Origin of the sequence: Streptomyces smaragdinus, from assembly GCF_009604385.1 — a bacterium.
Classification (GTDB): Bacteria; Actinomycetota; Actinomycetes; order Streptomycetales; family Streptomycetaceae; genus Streptomyces; species Streptomyces smaragdinus.
The window spans coordinates 26,448-46,409 of sequence record NZ_WEGJ01000002.1; the positions used below are offsets into that span (position 1 = coordinate 26,448).

Annotated in this window: 17 protein-coding genes; 6 read left to right on the forward strand and 11 right to left on the reverse strand. The window is 73.1% G+C overall.

What is annotated here, in order from left to right; translation table 11 throughout:
- The first annotated feature begins 24 nt into the window (after positions 1-24).
- On the forward strand, positions 25-756 hold the full coding sequence (locus SRB5_RS03625) for an acyltransferase (RefSeq protein ID WP_407703874.1): 732 nt from the start codon (positions 25-27) through the stop codon (positions 754-756).
- A 148-nt stretch (positions 757-904) separates the two neighbouring features.
- On the opposite strand, the gene SRB5_RS03630 is transcribed toward SRB5_RS03625, so the two are convergent.
- Entirely contained in the window at positions 905-1,369 is a 465-nt protein-coding gene (locus SRB5_RS03630; protein ID WP_153449973.1) for a hemerythrin domain-containing protein, read from the reverse strand.
- A 56-nt stretch (positions 1,370-1,425) separates the two neighbouring features.
- Entirely contained in the window at positions 1,426-2,301 is an 876-nt protein-coding gene (locus SRB5_RS03635) for an EamA family transporter (protein ID WP_153449974.1), read from the reverse strand.
- A 106-nt stretch (positions 2,302-2,407) separates the two neighbouring features.
- Here SRB5_RS03635 and SRB5_RS03640 point away from each other — a divergent pair, with 106 nt between their 5' ends.
- Positions 2,408-2,980: a helix-turn-helix domain-containing protein gene (locus tag SRB5_RS03640; protein WP_323376975.1), complete on the forward strand. Its 573-nt coding sequence runs from the start codon at positions 2,408-2,410 to the stop codon at positions 2,978-2,980.
- A 4-nt stretch (positions 2,981-2,984) separates the two neighbouring features.
- Complete coding sequence (locus tag SRB5_RS03645; RefSeq protein WP_153449976.1) at positions 2,985-3,539, forward strand: YbaK/EbsC family protein; 555 nt, start codon at positions 2,985-2,987, stop codon at positions 3,537-3,539.
- 12 nt (positions 3,540-3,551) lie between these two features.
- Here the strand turns inward: SRB5_RS03645 and SRB5_RS03650 are convergent, their stop codons facing one another.
- Positions 3,552-3,995: a MarR family winged helix-turn-helix transcriptional regulator gene (locus tag SRB5_RS03650; protein ID WP_194292819.1), complete on the reverse strand. Its 444-nt coding sequence runs from the start codon at positions 3,993-3,995 to the stop codon at positions 3,552-3,554.
- Positions 3,996-4,074: 79 nt separating this feature from the next.
- Between SRB5_RS03650 and SRB5_RS03655 the strand changes: the two genes are divergently transcribed.
- The gene (locus SRB5_RS03655) at positions 4,075-4,740 is read left to right on the forward strand and encodes an MBL fold metallo-hydrolase (RefSeq protein ID WP_153449978.1); all 666 of its coding nucleotides are present in this window, start codon (positions 4,075-4,077) and stop codon (positions 4,738-4,740) included.
- Positions 4,741-4,958: 218 nt separating this feature from the next.
- Positions 4,959-7,721: a CDP-glycerol glycerophosphotransferase family protein gene (locus SRB5_RS03660; protein WP_153449979.1), complete on the forward strand. Its 2,763-nt coding sequence runs from the start codon at positions 4,959-4,961 to the stop codon at positions 7,719-7,721.
- 7 nt (positions 7,722-7,728) lie between these two features.
- Here the strand turns inward: SRB5_RS03660 and SRB5_RS03665 are convergent, their stop codons facing one another.
- From SRB5_RS03665 to sucC, 8 genes are all read right to left on the reverse strand, one after another.
- Complete coding sequence (locus SRB5_RS03665) at positions 7,729-8,202, reverse strand: GNAT family N-acetyltransferase (protein ID WP_153449980.1); 474 nt, start codon at positions 8,200-8,202, stop codon at positions 7,729-7,731.
- Between the two features lie 31 nt (positions 8,203-8,233).
- The gene (locus SRB5_RS03670; RefSeq protein WP_153449981.1) at positions 8,234-9,121 is read right to left on the reverse strand and encodes an NAD(P)-dependent oxidoreductase; all 888 of its coding nucleotides are present in this window, start codon (positions 9,119-9,121) and stop codon (positions 8,234-8,236) included.
- Positions 9,122-9,273: 152 nt separating this feature from the next.
- On the reverse strand, positions 9,274-12,615 hold the full coding sequence (locus tag SRB5_RS03675; RefSeq protein ID WP_153449982.1) for an SAV_2336 N-terminal domain-related protein: 3,342 nt from the start codon (positions 12,613-12,615) through the stop codon (positions 9,274-9,276).
- Positions 12,616-12,617: 2 nt separating this feature from the next.
- Positions 12,618-13,568 carry an AAA family ATPase gene (locus tag SRB5_RS03680; RefSeq protein ID WP_153449983.1) on the reverse strand — a complete coding sequence of 317 codons (951 nt, stop codon included), beginning with the start codon at positions 13,566-13,568 and terminating at the stop codon, positions 12,618-12,620.
- Positions 13,565-15,679, reverse strand: coding sequence for a VMAP-C domain-containing protein (locus tag SRB5_RS03685; protein WP_323376976.1), 2,115 nt, complete (start codon positions 15,677-15,679; stop codon positions 13,565-13,567). The genes SRB5_RS03680 and SRB5_RS03685 overlap by 4 nt, the downstream gene beginning before the upstream one ends.
- Positions 15,680-15,841: 162 nt before the next feature.
- Positions 15,842-16,249, reverse strand: a complete 408-nt coding sequence (locus SRB5_RS03690; RefSeq protein ID WP_323376977.1) for a CoA-binding protein — start codon at positions 16,247-16,249, stop codon at positions 15,842-15,844.
- Between the two features lie 130 nt (positions 16,250-16,379).
- Complete coding sequence (gene sucD / locus SRB5_RS03695; RefSeq protein ID WP_153449984.1) at positions 16,380-17,261, reverse strand: succinate--CoA ligase subunit alpha; 882 nt, start codon at positions 17,259-17,261, stop codon at positions 16,380-16,382.
- Between the two features lie 5 nt (positions 17,262-17,266).
- Positions 17,267-18,397 (reverse strand): ADP-forming succinate--CoA ligase subunit beta, encoded by a 1,131-nt coding sequence (sucC, locus tag SRB5_RS03700; protein ID WP_153449985.1) that lies wholly within the window; start codon positions 18,395-18,397, stop codon positions 17,267-17,269.
- 335 nt (positions 18,398-18,732) lie between these two features.
- Here sucC and frc point away from each other — a divergent pair, with 335 nt between their 5' ends.
- A complete protein-coding gene (gene frc, locus SRB5_RS03705) occupies positions 18,733-19,962 on the forward strand; it encodes a formyl-CoA transferase (RefSeq protein ID WP_153449986.1) in 1,230 nt (409 codons plus the stop codon).

A 19,962-nucleotide genomic window follows, 5' to 3' on the forward strand; every position in this document is an offset into this window, starting at 1 on the left:
GCCGCCCGTGAGTACGGTGTGCGGGTGACCCAGGACCGCGCCACCGTGCTCTCCCGTGCCCTGTCCCGGGCCGTCCACGCGAGCTGGCGCTGGGTGCAGCGCAAGGGCGCCGTCAGCGCCGCCCGCCCCGGCCCGTACCGCTTCCGCCGGATCGGCGCCGGTACGCGGATCGCCTTCCCGGTGGGCACGATCTTCGGCGAGCCGTGGATCGAGCTCGGCGACTTCTGCATCATCGGCCAGCACGTCACCCTGACCGCCGGGATGATGCCGGACCTCGACCTCGGGGCCGATCCGGTGCTGCGGCTGGGCAGCGGCGTGGTGCTGGGGCGGGGGAGCCATGTGGTGGGGGATCTGCCGGTGACGATCGGGGACGACGTCTACTGCGGTCCGTACGTCTACATCACGACCATGAACCACTCGTACGACGACCCGCACGAGCCCATCGGCAAGCAGTGGCCCCGCAGCGCCCCGGTGGAGATCGGCTCCGGCAGCTGGCTCGGCGCGGGCGCGCTGATCCTGCCCGGCGCCCGGCTCGGCCGCAACGTCGTGGTCGCCGCCGGGTCGGTGGTCCGCGGGGAGGTGCCCGACCACGCGGTGGTGGCCGGCGCCCCGGCGAAGATCGTCCGCCGCTGGGACCCGGAGGCCGGCTGGCAGCCCCCGCTGCGCACCCCGCCGCCGGTGCCGATCCCGGACGACGTCACCCCCGAGCAGCTGGCGGCGCTCGCCGGCCGGGAGGCCGGGAACACACCCGAGTGATACCGTCCACGTCCGTCGCCGCACCCCGGGGGAACGCCGCACGTGAGTACGCGCAAGCTGCAGATCGTCCTGGCCGTGCTGATCGCATTGCACGCCCTCGGCTGGCTGGTCTGGCTGATCCGCGAAGGGCTGTGAGCGCGGCCTTTCGTCAGTGCGCCGCCGCCTCCGGGTGCGCCGCGCGCCAGGCCGCCATCGACGTGTCCCACTCGTCGCCGGTCAGCGCGGTGAGCGAGGCGGGGAACAGGCCGTCCTCCTCCTTGGCGATATGGGCGTACAGCTCGTCGAACGCGTCGAGCAGCCGGTCGGCGTCGGCCGGCCGGGACGGATCCGCGGTCGCCAGCAGATGGGCCAGCTCCCGGTGCTCGCGCACCAGGGCGTCGATGTAGTCGCCGTACTCGGGGTCGTCGTGCATCGCCGCGAACAGGCCCTGCTCCTCGCCCTGCCAGTGCGCCCGCAGCTCGGCGGCGATCGACGCGACAAGCTCACGGGCGCGTGCGGTGTCCCCGGCGCGCAGCGCGCGGCCGGCCTCGCCGGCGGCGTTCGTGACGCGCTCGTGCTCGGCGATGAACTCCTTGATCAGAGGGATCTCGCGGCAGCCGCAGTAGTGGCACATGTGATCAACCTACAACCGCCTGCCCACCGCAACGACGGCCCGCCACGCGGCGTTTCTCAGCCCACCGCCAGCAGCAGACTCCCCGCCACCGCCAGCGACGCCCCCGCCGCCTGCACCGGGCGCAGCCGCTCCCGCAGTACGCCGAACGCCGCCAGCGCCGTGACCACCGGGTACAGCGACGCCAGCACCGAGGCGACCGTCACCGGCCCCTGCCGGGCGGCCAGCGCGTACACGCCGTTCGCCGCCACATCCGCCAGCCCCACGAAGGCCAGCGCGGGCAGCGCCGGCCGCAGCGCCCGTATCCCCTCCTCGCCGAGCCCCAGCGCCGGCTCCCCGCCGCGGTGCGCCTGGACCCACAGCACGCCGCCTCCCACCGCCAGATTCGCCACCCGCTGCACGAACAGCGCGAGATACAGCCCCGACACCGTCGTGGACGCCTCCGCGATCAGCGCGAACACCGCACCGAATCCGACGGCCGCCACCAGGGTCAGCCCCAGCGTCTCCCGCCCGACGCGTCCGCCACCGCGCTGCGGCCCGCCGGCGAGCACCACACCGCCCACCGCGACGGCGATCCCCGCGTACTGCCACAGCGCCGGCCGCTCCCCGTACGCGATCAGCCCCACGGCGAACGGCACCACCACGCCCATCGTCGCCAGCGGCGAGACGATGCCCATCGGGCCCGCCGCCAGCGCCCGGTAGAACGCGAGCATCGCCACCGGGCCGACCACGCCGGCCGCCACCGCGTACCAGAGCAGCCCGCCGGTCTCCCGCCACGCGCCGGAGGCCAGCACCACGACGCCCAGCGCGAGCACGGCGAGGAACTGCGACACCACGACGACCGTCAGCGCCCGCATGCGCTGGGCGAGGACGCCGCCGCCGAAGTCGGCCAGACCCCACAGAAGGCTCGCCGAAAGGGCCAGGGCAGTGGTCATGGCGGGATCTCCTCGCAGTACTGTGTGCGGCACTTTCGTGTGCGTAACACCGCACCGGAGTCAATTATTCTCGACTCTGTCATCCATCATATTGGACGGCCTTCCTGTGACCGATCTCGACGCCCTCACCCAGTCCCTGGCCCGCAACCTCAGGCGCTGGCGCCAGGAACGCGGGTTCACGCTGGAGCAGCTCGCCGCCCGGGCCGGGGTGAGCCGCGGCATGATCATCCAGATCGAGCAGGCGCGGACGAACCCCAGCGTCGGCACCACCGTGAAGCTGGCGGACGCCCTGGGCGTCACGATCACCGCGCTGCTGGACTTCGAGACCGGCCCGCAGGTCCGCCTCGTCCCGCCGGAGCAGCAGGTGCGCATGTGGTCGACGCCGTCGGGCAGCCGCTCCACGCTGCTCGTCGGCGCCCAGGCGCCCGGGCCGCTGGAGCTGTGGTCGTGGCGGCTGGAACCGGGCGACGAGAGCGCGTCGGACCCCCATCTGCCCGGCACGTCCGAGCTGCTGCACGTCACCACCGGCACGCTCACCCTCGTCGTGGACGGGACGGAGTACGAGGTCCCGGCGGGCAGTTCGGCCGCCTTCGAGGGCAGCGTCGCGCACTGCTACCGCAACGACGGACCGGAGCCGGTGGACATGACGCTGGCCGTCTCCGTGCCACCCGTAGGCTGACCCCATGCGAGCGCCCATCGGAGACTTCGAAGACGTCCGGCCGGCCCCCGACTGCCTGGACCTGCTGGCCGGGCCGGTGGCGGCGGCCCTGCGCGCCTGGCGGGGCGCCGTGCCCGCCGGGGAGATCCTGTACGTCGACAGCGACCCGGAGATCGCCGACACCGCCGTCTTCTGCGAGACGTACGGGCAGGACCTGCTGGACAAGTCCGCCAACTGCGTGATCGCCGCCGGCAAACGGGCCGGCGAGACCATGTACGCCGCGTGCATGGCGCTGTCGACCACGCGCGTCGACGTCAACGGCGCCGTCCGCCGCCATCTGGGCGCGCGGAAGGCGTCGTTCGCGCCGCGTGACGCGGCGGTCGGCGAGACCGGCATGGAGTACGGCGGCATCACGCCGATCGGCCTGCCGGAGGGCTGGCCGATCCTGGTCGACGCGGCCGTCGCGGACGCCGGCTATCTCGTGATCGGCAGCGGCAGCCGCCGGGGCAAGCTGCTGGTCCCCGGCAAGGCGCTGGCGGCCCTGCCGGGCGCGGTGGTGCTGGAGGGGCTCGCCGGCTGACCTCCTGCCCGGTCAGGCTCTGCCGGGGAGCGCCTGGCACAGCCGGTCGAGCAGGTGCGGGACCCGCGCGAGCGCGGCCTGTTCGTCCGGGGTGAGGGCCCCCGTGATCGCGGCGTCGATCGCGGTACGGCGGGCCTGCTCCTCCGTGTCGATCAGCTCGCGGCCCGCCTCGGTGATCCCCACCAGGAATCCACGGCCGTCCGACGGGTTCCTGGTACGGCCCACGAGGCCGAGCTCCTCCATCTCGCCGATCACCCGGCTGATGTTCTGGTGCGACGTCCCCCGTGCCGCGGCGAGCGCCGCCATGGTCTGCGGGCCGTCCTCGCGCAGCGCGCGCAGCGTCTCGGCCCGCAGCGGCGGCACCTCGTCGACGCAGGCGCGCACCGCGCGTACGAACGAACTGACCGAGGCGCGCAGCTCCTCGGCGACGTCATGGCCCGGCGTGCGCGTATGCATGGCCGTCAGTGTAGGTGAGCTCCCACATCTGTACAACAGTGTTGTATAACTGGGACCACGTGCCCACGTAAGGAGAGCCATGCACCTCACCCACCACGGCCACGCCTGTGTCGGCATCGACGGACCGGGCGGCCGCCTCGTGATCGATCCCGGCGCCTTCACGCCCGGCCTCGAGGGCCTGCTGGAGCGCGCCGACGCGGTCCTGATCACGCACGAGCACTTCGACCACGTCGACGTCGCGGCCGTGTCCGCGGCCGTCTCGGAGCGGCCGGAACTCGCGGTGTACGCGCCGGAGGGGGTGATCGGGTCGCTGGGCCCGGTGGAGCGGGGCGGCGCGTTGGCCGGCGGCGAGCGGATCGAGGTCGCCGGATTCGCCGTGGACGTCGTCGGCGGCGACCACGCGCCGATCCACCCCGAGATCGCCGTGCCCGCCAATCTCGGCTATCTGGTCACCGGCCCCGGCGGTTCGGTGTTCCACCCCGGCGACTCCTACGCGACGCCGCCCGGGCACCCCGGGACGCTGCTGGTGCCGGTGAGCGGGCCGTGGGTGTCGTGGGGGCGGGCGATCGACTGGATCCGTGACATCGCGCCGCGTGAGAGCGTGCTGATCCACGAGGCGATGCTGAGCGGGACCGGGCTGCGTTCGGCGGGCATGTTCCTCGGCGCCGACGGGCCGGCGCACACCCCGCTGCTGCACCTCGGGCCGGAGCAGGCGCTGGACCTGGCGACCGGCGGCGTCGGGTGAGTCCCGCCGGGATCGATCAATATTCCGGGACGACTGCAACCTTCCGTCCCCCTCGGTAGTCACATAGGCGTGGCCTTCGCGACATCTCGAGCAACGGCCGGGACATCTGTGTATTGACGTGTTCGCGCCGATTTATTACGAAGCATGCGAAACGCTGATGTTTCGGTTAACGTTCGGCGAATTGGAGTCAACAGGCAGGTTGCAGAAGGGCGTTGCTCATGACGCAGTCCCTCGCCGATCTCGCATCGGCAAGTGTGCGGAGGATTCTGCGGTATTTCCCCGAGAGTTCGCCGGCCGAGCGCGAGGAGTCGTGCGCCGCGGCGCGGGAGCTGCTCGGCGCCCACGGAGAGAAGGCCCTCACCCGTCTCCCCCCGATCGAGCGCGTCATGTGGCATCTCGCCGCCGAGGGGCGCGCCGAGGACCTCGACGCGGTGGTCCGGTACCAGCGCAGGGACCCGAAGGCCTTTCTGGTGGCAGGCACCCTGCACCCCCGGCTGGTGCTGCCGGGGCTGCGGGAGCTGGCGCTGCCCGAGCACATCACGGCGCTCACGCCCCGGGATCTGCCGGTGACGGCGCAGCTCACCTCGGTCGCCTGGCGCGGCGGCGACCTGGTGTGGGGCGGCTACGCGTTCGTCGCGAACCTGCCGCGCGCGTCGGGCCGGGTGACGGGCCGGTTCGCGGTGCTGAGGAACGCCGAGAACGGCCGCTACATACGGCTGCGGCTGCACCGTACGCACAGCGAGCACGCCACCGCCGCCTCCAAACAGGCCCTGCACTCCTACGACCGCACGGGCTTCGAGATCGTCGTACCCGCCCGCCGGCTGCGCGAGCTCGCCGCGCGGGGTGCCGGCCGGTGGTTCCTGTACGTCGGGATCCCGGGACCGGGCGGCATCTATCGCGCGCGGGTGCGTCCGAGCGACGCGGGCGCGGCCGCGCACAACCAGGTGCGTCATCTGGCGGACGGCTCACGCCTCGTGGTCGGCTTCGCCGAGAAGTCCGTGAGCGTCACGGTGCGGCGGCCGGCCGCGGAGGTCGAGTCCTTCACCGTCACGGACGGCGAGCTGCGGCTGGTCACCCGGGTACCCGGCGGCGTCGAGGCCCCCACCGCGGTGAGCGTCGTCGAGGGTGAGACCAGGGTCGAGGGCCCGCTCACCCCCCTGACCGGCTCCCTCGACAGGTTCGAGGCGGTCTTCGACGTCGGCCGGCTGACCGCGGACGACCCGTCGGGAGCGAAGACCCGGGAGTTCGCGGTGACCCTGAAGGGGGCCGACGGCAAGGGCCACCCGGCCGTGGTCGCCGAGGGTTTCACGACCGGCAGGCACCCGTTCGCTCCCGGCCGCGAGCTGGCCGTCCACCGCGACGGTCCCGGACACCTCCAGCTGATGACGCGCCCGATCCGGCCCGTGGTCGACACCATGACCGTCACCGAGGCCGGGGAGCTGGTGCTCGAGGGCACGTATCCCGGTGCGGAGACGGCCGGGAAGAAGGTGATCCTCCGCCACGGGATCCGCTTCGAGGAGAAGGAGCCCCCGGTCGAGTTCGCCGGCGGGCGTTTCACGATCCGGATCGCGCCCGAGGCCGTCCCGCAGCCCGACGGTTCCGAACTCCCCCTGTGCTCCGGCCGCTGGTATCTGTTCCTCCGCGACGCCGGCGCCTGGGACAAGTCGGGGGACGTCCCGGTGACCATACGCCCGGAGCAGGTCCACGAACTGCCCCTGGACTTCCGCGGCCCACGGCGCGGCTTCACCGTGGACCGCCGCTTCTTCGACCGCCTCTTCATCGGACCCGAACGCTTCCTCGCCCCCGACGAACACGGCGCCTACCGGCAGCGCAGACTGCGCGAGGAGTACTTCCCGGAGCAGCAGAAGCTCCCCCTGCGCGACGCGGTCCTCTATCTGAGCCTCAGCGGCAAGCAGTTCTCCGATTCGCCGCGGGCGGTGTACGAGGAGCTGGTCCGCCGGGGGACCGACGTCGAGCACATCTGGACCCAGGACGGCGGCCTGCCCGAAATGCCTGCCGAGGCACGGGTGGTGGGCATCGGCAGCCGCGCGTGGTACGAGGCCCTCGCACGCAGCCGCTACGTCGTCGTCAACACGGCCGTGGGGGACTGGTTCGTCACCCGCCCCGGGCAGAAGGTCGTGCAGACCTGGCACGGCACACCGCTGAAGAAGATCGGCAAGGACCTCCTCGGGAGCCCCCAGTCCAATCCCGCCTACATCGCGAGCCTGCCGCACAGCTACCGGCAGTTCGACTTCGTCGTCTCACCGAACCCGCACACCACCGAGATCATGCGCCGGGCGTACTGCGTCGAGGGCGAACTCCTCGAGGCCGGCTATCCGCGCAACGACGTCTTCCACGCCGCCGACCGTTACGAGCGCGCCTCGCGGGTCAGACGGCGGCTGGGGCTGCCCGGCGGCAAGAAGGTGGTGCTGTACGCCCCCACCTGGCGCGAGGACCAGCGGCACGCGAGCAGGCTCTACAAGCTCGACCTGCGGATCGACCTGGCGGCGGCCCAGGCCGAACTCGGCGACGACCACGTCCTGCTCTTCCGCAAACACCCCAAGGTCCACGACAACATACCCGGCGCGGGCCAGGGCTTCGTCTGGGACGTCACCCGTTACCCCGACATCGCCGACCTCTACCTCATCGCCGACGTCCTGATCACCGACTACTCGTCCACGTTCTTCGACTTCGCCCACTCCGGGAAGCCGATCCTCTTCTTCACCTACGACCTGGAGCACTACCGCGACACCCTGCGCGGCCTGTACTTCGACCTCACCGCCCGGGCCCCCGGCCCCCTCGTCGAAACCTCCGAGGACCTGGTCAAGGCCCTGCGCGACATCGACACCGTGGAGGCCGAATACCTGGGGAAGTACGTCCGGTTCGTGAAGGAGTTCTGCGTCCCCGGGGACGGCCTGGCCACGGCCCGGGTCATCGACCGCATGTTCGCCGGCGGACCCCACGCCACCGCGCGGGGCTGAAGGGGCCCTACGACCGCTGCGACAGATCCAGTGACAGCGCCACGGGGTGCTCGTGGAACCCTAGGGCGCGGTAGAGGCCTTCCGCCTCCTTCGTGGCGTGCAGGTCGACGCGGGTGACCCCCTGCCCGGCGAACCAGTCGAGCAGGGCCGCCGTCGTCGCGCGGGCGTAGCCGCGGCGGCGGTAGCGCGGGTCGGTGCACACGCTGAACACGAACCCGAAGCGCCCCGTCGGATGCCCCGGCGCCGGCAGCCGCTGCTCGATCCGCCCCACGGCGCACGCGGCCAGATGCGGCCCGTCCCCGTCCACGACGAACGCCGCGAGCGCGGGGTCGGGCGCCGCCAGCTGCTCGGCGGCGACTGCCCGCGCCCCGTCCTCCCACGGTCCCGGCCGGTCCCGCCCGCTCATCGCGGCGAACATCAGCCGCCGCAGCCGTACCAACTCCGCGGCGTCGGCCGCACCCGCCGGTCGTATCCCGATCATGGGGTCACGGTAGCCGACGGGTGCTCCGGCCTCAGCCCGCCGGCTCGTCGAAGCAGCCGAAGTAGGCCGCCGCCATGTCCTCGTCCCCGTGCCCCAGTTCGGCGGCCCGCCGCAGCAGGGCCCCGCTCGCGGCGGCGACCCGGAGCCGGACGCCGTGCTGCTCGCCCGCGTCGACGATCAGGCCGGCGTCCTTCGCGGCCGTGGTGACCGCGAACTGGGCCGGGGAGAGCCTGTCCTCCAGGACCATGGCGGACTTGGCGCGCAGATAGCCCATGTCCAGCGGCCCGCCCCCGATGGCGTCGAAGAAGCCCTGCGGGTCCACCCCGAGGGCCTTGGCCAGGGCCAGCACCTCGCCGGTCGCGGCGGTGGCCGCGAGGACCCAGCTGTTGGCGACGAGCTTCAGCCGCGTCGCCCCCGCCGCGGCGCCGTCCTCGCCGGTCCACACGGTCTGCCGTCCGACGGCCTCCAGCACCGGCGCCAGCCGCTCCCGGTGCTCCGCCGGCCCGGCGGCCAGCACCAGCAACTGCCCGGCCTCGGCGGGCTCGCGCGTCCCGAGCACGGGGGCGTCGTAGAACACGAGCCCCCGCTCCCCGGCGAACGAGGCGAGAGCGGCGACGTCGTCGAGGCCGGCGGTGGTCGACTGCATCCACACCGCCCCCTCGGACAGCGCCTGGGCGGCCTCGCGCATCACGTCGAGGACGGCGGGCCCGTCGTACAGCATGGTCAGCACCACATCGGCGCCGCGCACGGCATCCGGGGGATCGGCGGCCACATACGCGCCGGCCCCGGCCAGCGGCTCGGCCTTGGCCCGGGTACGGTTCCACACCCTGACGGCGTGCCCCGCAGCGGCGAGGTTGCGGGCCATCGCGGCACCCATGATCCCGGTGCCCAGAACACTGACGGTGATCTTGTCGGTCATACCCCCATCCTCACCCCGAGGCGGCCTCCGTGGGATCAGGAACGAAGAGGAATCCCCGCCGTTTCACCCGGATTCGCCGCGCGATGTCACACCCGGCGCCCGACCGACCTGCCTGTCCGGCCGGGGGTCCGGGGGCCATTCCCCGGGAACATTCAGCGGTCCTCCCGCGGCGAAACGAGCTCCGCGAGCTCGAGAAAAGCGTCCGTGGTCGTCCCCCGCAGCTTGCCGAGCGCCCAGCGGGGCGAGCGCAGCGCCGGGTCGTGGGGGACGTGCACCACCCGGGAGCGGTCGACGGCCAGCCGCCCGGCGACCGCGACGGAGACCGGGACGCCGCGGGAGGCGGGCTGGTCGATCTGCACGGCGGCCACGACCGCCTGGCGCGCCAGCGTCTCGTAGCCCCGCTCCCGCAGCGCGTCGAGCGAGCGGGCCGCCGCGTCGAGGAACCAGTCGGCGGTGCCGCAGACCAGGACCAGCCGGTCGGTCCGGTCCAGCACGACGTCCGCCTCCGGGCCCAGGCCCACGGGGGACCAGTCGGTCAGTACGAACGGGTAGTGGCGTGCCGTCAGCTCCAGCAGATGCGCGTACTCGTGCGCGTGGGCGGCGTTCGGCGCGATGAAGCCGTCGCCGTGCGAGACCACCTCGAGCCCCGACGGGAGCCGGGCGGTGCGGGCGCTGATCTCCTCGTACGAGGCGGACGGCGCCAGCCCCGCCAGCTCCCGCAGCCGCCGTCCGCCCGGCTGCCCGGGGGCGGCGGGGAGGAAGGCGTGCAGGGAACCCTCGGACGGTGCGCCGTCCACCGCCAGCACCGGCTCCCCGCGTGTGGCCGCGAGCAGCCCGCCGAGCGCGACGGTCGTGGTGGCGCGCCCGCTGTAGTGGTAGGCCCCCACCAGGGTGACCCGTCTGCTGTACGCCAGCGGCCGGCGCAGCCGCTCCAGCCGCGCCTCCGTCTCCCGGCGGGCGGCCCCGAACCGCGGCACCCGGACACCGTGCCCGGCGGGCGGGGCGACGGCGGCCGGCGGCGTGAGGGGGACGGGCGCGGGCCGCGATGCCGGCAGCGGCGCCTGCTCCGCGTCGCCGCGCTGCATCCGGGCCTGGGCCACGTACCGGGCGAGCATGTCGACGACCTCGGCCGCCGGCGGGCGCCGGGCCGGATCCGGGTCCAGGCAGCGCTCCACGAGCTTGCGCAGGCTGTCCCAGGAGCCGCCGTGCCACAGATGCATGCTCTCCGGCAGTCCGCGCAGGCTCATCCCCGGTTTGCTGCTGATCATCTGCATCAGCTCGCCGAGGGACCTGATGTTGTCCTCCCGGGTCGGGACGGGGCCCGATCCCAGATACTCGCCGTCGACCACGCAGTCGGACAGATTTCCGAGCATCACGGTGCGGCGCAGGACGAAGACGCTGTCGGCGCCGAGGTCCGCCGGCACCAGACCGTTGGTGTGGCAGGCGGCCACGGCGCCGGCCAGATACCAGGAGACGAGCAGGCCGCGCAGCAGGTCGAAGGGGACGTTGCCCCCGGCGGTGGCCCGGGTGAAGATCTCCTCCAGCCGCAACGGCTGGGTGTCCGGTGTGCCGGGGTCGGCGATCGGGGTCATTGCCAGCCACGGCGGGGACTCCCCGAGTCCCGTGGCGATCACGGAGGGGGCGTAGTGCCCCCGCAGCCGGGCCAGGGCCTCGGTCTCCACCTCGATCAGCCGGGCGTTGACCGTCGGCAGATCGGGGCGCGGGACACGGATCACGGCCTGGGTGCCCCGGGCCTCGCCCCGGTAGACCAGGGTGCGCCGTCCGCGCCGCCGGCCGCGGAGGGTGAACCCGCCGATCTCCCGCGGGTCGTCGGCGGCCAGCGGCCCCCAGTCGTCGGTGTCGGCGGCCGGGGCCGGCCCGGGCCCCGGGCCGGGGCGCGGTCCGCCGACGGACACCCCGAACCGGCTGAGCAGCCGCCGCTCCACGCTGGTGAACGGGTGGTGGGAGGCGGGCAGGTCGGCGGCGCCGTCCGGGTGGGCCAGCCAGGCGGGGAAGTCGGGGGAGTTGCCGGCGAGCTGCTCCAGGCGCAGTCCGATCCGGCGGCTGGTGCGCAGCAGTTCGGTCTGCGGCACCGCGTCCAGGAGCACGGTCTTGGCGGGCTCGGTGAAGTCGAACACCCGGTGCTTGGCGGGCAGCGGCCCCGCCACCGGCGCCGGAGCGGGCCGGACCAGCCCGCCGAGGAACACCTCCGCCAGATGCGAGGTGCTGGCCGGCCACGGGACCGCCGACTGCACCAGCCGCATCACCGGTACGGACAGGGGTGACACGGCCGCCAGATGGGCGGCGAGCCGGTACGCCTCGGGGGTGGCCGCGTCCCGGAAGTGCTGCGCGCTGCCCAGATCGCGTGCGGCGGCCACCGCCCCGAACCGGCTGGGCCGGGTCAGCAGCGGCAGCTCGGCCGTGGTGCCCGGTGAGGCGAGGAGCCGTGCCCACGCGCCGAGGGCCGCCGGGGTCGGTTCCAGGACCGGGACCGGGATGCCGTCGAAGGCGGCGAGGCCCTGCGGCAGGACCGGGTCGGTGATCTCCCAGGAGGTGTTGGCGCCGCCGATCCGCCGGGTGGTGACCTGCCAGCGGTCGGCGGCGATGCCGGAGGACTCCCACATGTCGTACCGCAGGGTGTGGAGCACCGCGACCGGCCCGTGCGCCGCCTGTCCGGCGAGCAGGTCGTGCATCGCGCCGGCCCGCCAGGCGGCGCCCATGCCGTCGCTGACGACCAGGACGAGGGTGCGGCCCGAGGGGTCGTTGACGGAACTCAGCTGCAGTTCGGCGCCGTCCGCGGAGAACGGGCGGGCGTGCAGGGCGGGCGTGCGGCCCCGGGTGTCCAGACCGATGACGCGGGTGAGGGCGAAGGCGCCGAGCCGCTCCAGCAGGGCGCGCAGTTCGACGCCGAGCCGGTGCCACAGCAGCATGGACAGGCCGTCGTCGACGAGCAGCACCAGGTTCAGCCAGCGCTCCCGTACGGGGCGCTCCACGACGTCGGCCAGCCCGGTCTCGGCGAGCGCCTCCGCCGTACGCTCCTCGTCGACCCGCGTGCGCCGTCTGCTCTCCAGGCGGCGGCGCAACGGCCGCAGGGCCCGGCCCAGTTCCAGCTGCGCGGCGAGGGCCTTCTCCTCCGGTACGCGTACGGGCATGGCCCGGCGCGGCTCCTCCCCGGGGACGGCCGCGGCGGGGGCCGGTTCGGCCGGGGTCCGGCGGGCGGCGGCGTACAGCGAGGGCGCCGTGAGGTCGGGGAGGTCCGCGTCCCCGGGCTCCGGCGCGGGTCCGGGCGGGGCGGCGGGTCCGGGGGCGGCGGCGGACGCGGGGTCGTGCGGGGCGGGCGCGGTGCGCGGGTCGCGGTGCAGGGGGGAGCGGGCGCCGGAGGGCAGCCGGTCCGCGATCCACAGCACGTCGAGCACCTGGTCGGCGTCGAGGTCGTGGCCGCACGCCGACAGCACGCGCAGCACCTCGGTCAGCCGCTCGCCCCCGCCCGGCACGGCTACATCGCTCCGGTGAGCTGATGGAGCACGGCGTCCAGCAGGCCCTCCGCGTCCAGGTCGACGCCGCCGAGCCGGAGGAAGACGGCGTTGAGCAGCTGGTCGGTGGCCAGCTCGCCGGGTGCGCGGCGGCGCAGGAACGCCTCCATCAGGTCGTCCGCCGCGCGCAGCGCTTCCGGGCCCAGATGCGCGGTGACGATCGCGCGCAGCCGCTCCTCGTCGGGGACCGGGAGGTCGAGGCGTACGCAGCGGCGCAGGAAGGCGGGCGGGAAGTCGCGCTCGCCGTTGCTGGTGATGACGACCACCGGGAACTCGGCGCACTGCACCAGCCCCTGGTGCAGCGTGACCGTGCCGCGGTGGTCGTGCGTCTGCACCTCGACGTCGGCCATCTCCTCCGGCAGCCGGGTCAGCTCCGGGATGTCGAAGACGCCCTCCTCGAACACGGTGAGCAGATCGTTGGGCAGATCGACGTCGCCCTTGTCCATCTCGTCCACCAGCAGCGCCCGCGGTGTGGCGGACGGCACCAGCGCGGTGCCCAGCGGGCCGAGCCGGACGAACGTGCCGATGGACGGCTCCCCCTCGCCCCGGTCCCGGCTCAGCGTCGTCTCCCGCAGCCGGCCGATCGCGTCGTACTGGTACAGGGCGTCCTTCACCGTGGAGCGGCTGTTCACCGGCCAGCGCAGCAGCTCCCCCAGGCGCAGCTCGTGGGCGACGGCCCGGGCCAGCGACGACTTGCCCGTACCGGCCGGACCCGTCACCAGCAGCGGACGGCGCAGGTGCAGCGCCGCGTTGACCACGTCGGCGTGCCGCTGCTCGATGAGGTACGGCAGCTCCGGGCGCATCGGCCGGCCGGGGGTGAAGCGGCGCCAGGGCGGGGCCTGGGGGAGGGTCACGGCCCGTGGTTCGCCGTCGCCGTGGAACAGCCGCCATTCGGCCCGGTGCGCGGATGTCATGCGTTCTCCTGGGGCTCGGTGAGATGCAGCCGGGGTACGGCACGGTCGGCGTCCGCCCAGGCCAGGACGGGATGGCCGGGGAACTGCGGGGGACTGGCCCGGGCCTGCGCCCGGTAGTGGCGTACGCCGTCGGGCAGTTCGCGGGTGGCGACGTCCGAGATGTGCTCCACCACGTGCGACGCTCCGTCCATTCCCCGGTCCCACACGACCACAGGTATGCCCAGCACCAGACAGGTCTGCACGATGGCGTCCCGCGGCCCGGGCGGTACGTCCACACAGACGCGAACGGTGTCGAGCTGGTTGACCAGTTGCGAGTAGATGGCGTCCCGGTCCACGGATCCCGAGACGACGAGGGTCTTCCCCGAATCGAGCCGGTTCCATCTGCTGCGCCAGTGCGAGATGAAGCGGCCGTGCCGGCGTACCAGCTCCGGGCAGTGCACCACCAGCGGGTACTCGACGCCCAGCGAGCCGGGCACGAAGTCGTCGGGGTCGCGCGCCTCCCACTCGTCCACCGGCAGATTGAGGCTGCGCCGGTCCACCAGCACCTCCACCAGCGGGGGTCGCTCGTCCCCGGCCGGCGGGGTGAGCCCGTCCAGCACCCGCAGCACCTCGCGGGCCGCCTCCGACGCCGTGTACGAGGGCGCGCTGTGCGCGGTCACCTGACGCAGCCCGGCCCCCTCGTCGCACCACATGCGCAGCTGGTGGCGGCCCTCCTGCGCGCGGCGCACCTCGACCACCACCCGGACCCGTGCCGACCGGTCGCGCAGCGAACGCGCCCACGCCTGGGCGTCCGCGCGGCGCTCGCCCAGCGCGCCCCGGGAGACGCCGAGCCGCCTGGCCACGGAGTCCGCCCACAGCCGCAGCTCGGACTGCTGGGGGCGGGCGCACAGCCGGCCGAGGAACTCCAGCACCCGCAGCAGGGCCGGGACGCGGCGCTCCTCGCTGATGGAGTGGCCGTCGCCCGGCAGCTCCTCGAGCCGGTCGAGGAGCACGTCGGGGCTGTCGCCCTCGGGAAGGGCCGCCAGATGCGGCAGCGCGGCGCGGATCGCCTCGGGGAAGCGGCTCAGCACCGCGGGGCCGGCGGACCGCAGGACCCGGTGGAGCTCGTCGTGCTCCGCCGGGGTGAGCAGCCGGGGCGTCTCGGACAGGCCGCCGGCCGCCAGCACCTCGTCGGCGGCCTCCGGATGCGTGCGGCGCAGCAGGCCGGAGAGCGCGGCCAGGGCCCGCGGATGCGTCAGGGCGAACGCCGCGAAGTCCTCCGGGGTGGGCGGGGTGACCTCGCTGCGGTAGCCGATGTCGCAGGCCGACGCCAGCCAGCGGCCGGCGTCGGCGCGGCTCATCGGGGAGGGGAAGGCGTTCGCCACCACCCCGGTCAGCGTCAGGAAGGCGGGATCGCCGGAGGTGCCGGACCGGGGGACCGGGGCGCCCAGCCGGTCGAGCTCCGCCTCGATCCACTGCCAGGGGACGGACCAGCTCCGCCGGATCATGTGCTGCGGGCTGTGGGGCTCGCGCGAGGGCAGGATCGCGGCGACGACCAGTCCCACGACGGCCCTCTCGCTCCGGCACCACAGCGGTCCGCCGCTGTAGCCGGGGCCGACGGCCATGCCGGTCGCCGCGCCGTCGAGATAGCCCAGCGAGCGGTGCAGCGACGTGACCCGCAGATCCGCGAACGTGGCCGCTCGGCCGCCGCCGTGCCAGGCGCGTACGTTCTGGCCGAACGCCATGGACGCGCGCGGCGGCGCCTGCAGCGGTTCGTCCGGCGGGGCGGCGACCCGCAGGACGGCGAGGTCCCCGAGCCATTCGACGGCCCGCGGGGACACCGGACCCCCGTCCCGGTCCCGGGGCGGGATCCAGTGCGCGACCCGCGCGTCGCACCGCCGGCTGCCGGCGCCGTGGTGGATCTGTACGGCGAGGTCGGCGCCGCCGGGGGAGCCGGGCTCGAGCATGTCCCGGCCGAGCGCCGCATTCACCACATGGGCGCAGGTCAGGACGGTGTCGGGGCCGAGGACGAAGCCCGCGCCCACCGACGCGGTCCCGTCCGGCGGCAGGACCGTGACGACATGGAGGACGGGATCGTCAGCCGCATCCGGCGCCGATCCGAACCATCCCACGCGTCACCCCGCGGCGGGGGCGTCGTGGCTGCTTTGCAGCGGTGGTGCGGTGGCCCGGACCGGGCCGGACACGAGGTCAGTGGAGGTGGACACGGTGTCATTGTGACCAACCGGCCCGCCGTTGTAGCGGGATACGGCCAAATCGTGCACGGACCGGACGCGCTACCCCAGCCGCGGGATCTCGATCGCCGGGCACCGGTCCATTACCATGTCCACGCCCGCGGCATGGACCCGCTCGTACGCGTCCCCGTCGGTGACGCCGAGCTGGAACCAGACCGCCTTCGCGCCGATCGCCAGGGCCTCGTCCGCGATCTTGCCCGCCAGCTCGCTGTTGACGAAGACGTCGACGACGTCGACCTCGAACGGAATGTCCGCCAGCGAGGCGTACCCCTGCTCGCCGTGGACCGTCTCCGCCTTCGGGTGGACGGGAACGATGCGCTTGCCGTAGCGCTGCAGGACGTCGGCGACGCCGTACGCCGCCCGGCGCTCGTTCGCCGACAGTCCCACGATCGCCCAGGTGTTCCCGGTCTCGGTCAGGATGCGTCGGATGGTCTCCCGGTCGTCCTGCACGGATCGCCCCTTTCTCGATGGCTGCCGCCGCGTGTACGGGGAGCAGCGGTCGCCGCCCGCCGGTTATTCCCGGGCCCGCGTCCGGGCCCGGCCCGGTGGGGCCGGGCCCGGACGCGGGAGGACGGCGGGCTCAGCCGGCGGCCAGGGCGTCGCGCACCAGGCGCGCCGTCTCCGACGGGGTGCGGCCGACCGCCACCCCGGCCGCCTCGAGGGCCTCCTTCTTCGCCTGGGCGGTGCCCGAGGAGCCGGAGACGATGGCGCCGGCGTGGCCCATGGTCTTGCCCTCGGGCGCGGTGAACCCGGCGACGTAGCCGACGACCGGCTTGGTCACGTGCTCCCGGACGTAGGCGGCGGCCCGCTCCTCCGCGTCGCCGCCGATCTCGCCGATCATCACGATGAGATCGGTGTCCGGATCGTCCTGGAACGCCTGCAGACAGTCGATGTGCGTGGTGCCGATGACGGGGTCGCCGCCGATCCCGACGCAGCTGGAGAAGCCCAGGTCACGCAGCTCGTACATGAGCTGGTACGTGAGCGTCCCGGACTTCGACACCAGCCCGATCCGTCCCGGCCGGGTGATGTCGGCGGGGATGATCCCGGCGTTGGACACGCCGGGCGTGATGAGCCCCGGGCAGTTGGGTCCGACGATCCGCACCCCGGCGGCCTCGGCCCGGGCCCGGAAGGCGACGGTGTCGTGCACCGGCACGCCCTCGGTGATGACGACCGCCAGGCCTATCCCGGCGTCGACGGCCTCGTCGACGGCGTCGCGGACGAACCGTGGCGGCACGAACACCACCGTGACGTCCGCCCCGGTGGCGGCGATGGCCTCCTTGACGGTGCCGAACACCGGGATCTCGCGCCCGCCGAAGTCCACGGCGGTGCCCGCCTTGCGGGGGTTGACGCCGCCCACGACGTCGGTGCCGGCGTCGAGCATGCGGCGGGTGTGCTTCATGCCCTCGGAGCCGGTCATGCCCTGGACGACGACCTTGCTGTCAGCGGTGAGGAAGATGGCCATGACGTTCAGCTCCTTGCCGGCTCGGCGGCCCGCTGGGCCGCGCCGTCCATGGTGTCCAGCTGGGTGACGAGGGGGTTGGCGGCGGCGTCCAGGATGCTGCGGCCCAGTTCGGCGTTGTTGCCGTCGAGGCGTACGACCAGCGGCTTCGTCAGCTCGACGGTCTCCAGCGCCTGCACGATGCCGTTCGCCACGGCGTCGCAGGCGGTGATGCCGCCGAAGACGTTGACGAACACGGACGACACGTCCGGGTCGCCCAGGATGACGTCCAGTCCGTCGGCCATGACCTGCGCCGAGGCGCCGCCGCCGATGTCGAGGAAGTTGGCCGGGTCCGCGCCGTAGTGGGCGACGACGTCGAGGGTGGACATCACCAGCCCGGCGCCGTTGCCGATGATGCCGACGGTGCCGTCGAGCTTGACGTAGTTCAGGCCCTTGGCCCTGGCCTTCGCCTCCAGCGCGTCGCCCTCGGCGGGGTCGTCGTAGTCGCCGTGTTCCGTGTGGCGGAAGCGGGCGTTGTCGTCGAGGGAGACCTTGCCGTCGATGGCGATGATCTGCCCGTCGCCGGTACGCACCAGGGGGTTGACCTCGACGAGCAGGGCGTCCTCCTTGGTGAAGACGTCCCAGAGGGCGACCAGCGCGGGCACGGTCTCCGCCGGCAGGCCGCCGGCCTCGGCGATCTCGGCGGCCTTGGCCTCGGTGACGCCCTCCGCCGGGTCGATCGGCACCTTGGCGAGGGCCTCCGGCTTGGTGGCGGCGACCTCCTCGATGTCCATCCCGCCCTCCCGCGAGGCCATCGCCAGCCAGGTCCGGCTGGTGCGGTCCAGCAGGTACGAGACGTAGAACTCGTCGGCGATGTCGGCGGTCTGCGCCAGCATCACCTTCCCCACGGTATGTCCCTTGATGTCCATTCCGAGGATGGACCGGGACAGCCGGGCGGCGTCCTCGGGGCCGTCGGCGAGTTTGACCCCGCCGGCCTTCCCCCGTCCACCCGTCTTGACCTGGGCCTTCACCACGACCCGGCCGCCCAGGAGCTCGGCCGCCGCGCGGGCCGCCTGCGGGTCGGACACCACGCTCGCGTCGAGGACGGGAACGCCGTGTTTCTTGAACAGCTCACGTGCTTGGTACTCGTACAGATCCATCGTCAGTGACACCTGTCCTGGCTCGAGTCCGACTGTGAAGCGCGCCGCACGTCAACGCCGCCGCTCCGTGCGGGGTTGATGTGCCACGGCTTGGGAAAATCCTGTGCACGCCCCCTGGACATCGACTCTCCGATGCGGGATAACACTCTGCATACAGTATTCGCGGCCTGTATACAATGTACAGAGTCTGGGCGAGGACAGAGGTAAACACGCATGTCGGACGGCACTTCGGACCTCTCGGGGGACACCTCGAACGGCCGAAACGCCGTCGGATCCGCTCCCGGACAGCCGCTGATCAACGTGAACCAAACGATTGGTAATGAGGTGACCTCGACATGACGAAGGCACTCGAAGGGGTGCGCGTCCTGGACATGACCCACGTCCAGTCCGGCCCCTCCGCGACCCAGATCCTCGCCTGGCTCGGCGCGGACGTGGTCAAGCTGGAAGCCCCATCGGGCGATATCACGCGCAAGCAACTGCGCGACCTACCGGATGTCGACAGCCTCTACTTCACGATGCTGAACGGCAACAAGCGCAGCATCACCCTCAACACCAAGACCGAGGCCGGCAAGAAGCTCCTCACCGAGCTCATCCGCCGCTCCGACGTGATGGTGGAGAACTTCGGCCCCGGTGCCGTCGACCGGATGGGCTTCACCTGGGAGCGCATCCAGGAGATCAACCCGAAGATCGTCTACGCCAGCATCAAGGGCTTCGGCGACGGCCCGTACACCAACTTCAAGGCGTACGAGGTGGTCGCGCAGGCCATGGGCGGCTCGATGGCGACCACCGGCTTCGAGGACGGCCCGCCGCTGGCGACCGGCGCCCAGATCGGTGACTCGGGCACCGGGATGCACGCGGTGGCCGGCATCCTGGCGGCGCTCTACCAGCGCACCCACACCGGCCGCGGCCAGCGGGTCAACGTCGCGATGCAGCACGCGGTGCTCAACCTGTGCCGGGTCAAGCTCCGCGACCAGCAGCGGCTGACCCACGGCCCGCTCAACGAGTACCCGAACGAGGACTTCGGCGACCAGGTCCCCCGCTCGGGCAACGCCTCCGGCGGCGGCCAGCCCGGCTGGGCGGTCAAGTGTGCCCCCGGCGGACCCAACGACTACGTCTACGTGATCGTCCAGCCCGTCGGCTGGAAGCCCATCACGGACCTGATCGGCCGCCCCGAGCTGGCCGAGGACCCGGAGTGGGCGACCCCCGAGGCGCGGCTGCCGAAGCTCTCGAAGATGTTCCAGCTCATAGAGGAATGGTCCAGCACCTTGCCGAAATGGGAAGTGCTGGAGAAACTCAACGGTCACAACATCCCCTGCGGTCCCATCCTCTCGACCAAGGAGATCATCGAGGACCCCAGCCTGAAGGCGAACGAGATCGTCGTCGAGGTCGACCACCCCGAGCGTGGCACCTATGTGACGGTCGGCAGCCCGCTGAAGCTGTCCGACTCTCCGGTCGACGTCACCCGTTCCCCGCTGCTGGGCGAGCACAACCACGACATATACGTACAGGAACTCGGCCTCGACCCCGACGAGCTGGCCGATCTCCGCACGAACGGAGTGATCTGA

What these genes read in the sequence shown, in the direction of transcription:
- SRB5_RS03630 (WP_153449973.1), bottom strand. Translation starts at nt 1,369, where the DNA reads ATGTGCCACTACTGCGGCTGCCGCGAGATCCCTCTGATCAAGGAGTTC.
- SRB5_RS03635 (WP_153449974.1), bottom strand. Translation starts at nt 2,301, where the DNA reads ATGACCACTGCCCTGGCCCTTTCGGCGAGCCTTCTGTGGGGTCTGGCC.
- SRB5_RS03645 (WP_153449976.1), top strand. Translation starts at nt 2,985, where the DNA reads ATGCGAGCGCCCATCGGAGACTTCGAAGACGTCCGGCCGGCCCCCGAC.
- SRB5_RS03650 (WP_194292819.1), bottom strand. Translation starts at nt 3,995, where the DNA reads ATGCATACGCGCACGCCGGGCCATGACGTCGCCGAGGAGCTGCGCGCC.
- SRB5_RS03655 (WP_153449978.1), top strand. Translation starts at nt 4,075, where the DNA reads ATGCACCTCACCCACCACGGCCACGCCTGTGTCGGCATCGACGGACCG.
- SRB5_RS03660 (WP_153449979.1), top strand. Translation starts at nt 4,959, where the DNA reads ATGACGCAGTCCCTCGCCGATCTCGCATCGGCAAGTGTGCGGAGGATT.
- SRB5_RS03665 (WP_153449980.1), bottom strand. Translation starts at nt 8,202, where the DNA reads ATGATCGGGATACGACCGGCGGGTGCGGCCGACGCCGCGGAGTTGGTA.
- SRB5_RS03670 (WP_153449981.1), bottom strand. Translation starts at nt 9,121, where the DNA reads ATGACCGACAAGATCACCGTCAGTGTTCTGGGCACCGGGATCATGGGT.
- SRB5_RS03680 (WP_153449983.1), bottom strand. Translation starts at nt 13,568, where the DNA reads ATGACATCCGCGCACCGGGCCGAATGGCGGCTGTTCCACGGCGACGGC.
- sucD (WP_153449984.1), bottom strand. Translation starts at nt 17,261, where the DNA reads ATGGCCATCTTCCTCACCGCTGACAGCAAGGTCGTCGTCCAGGGCATG.
- sucC (WP_153449985.1), bottom strand. Translation starts at nt 18,397, where the DNA reads ATGGATCTGTACGAGTACCAAGCACGTGAGCTGTTCAAGAAACACGGC.
- frc (WP_153449986.1), top strand. Translation starts at nt 18,733, where the DNA reads ATGACGAAGGCACTCGAAGGGGTGCGCGTCCTGGACATGACCCACGTC.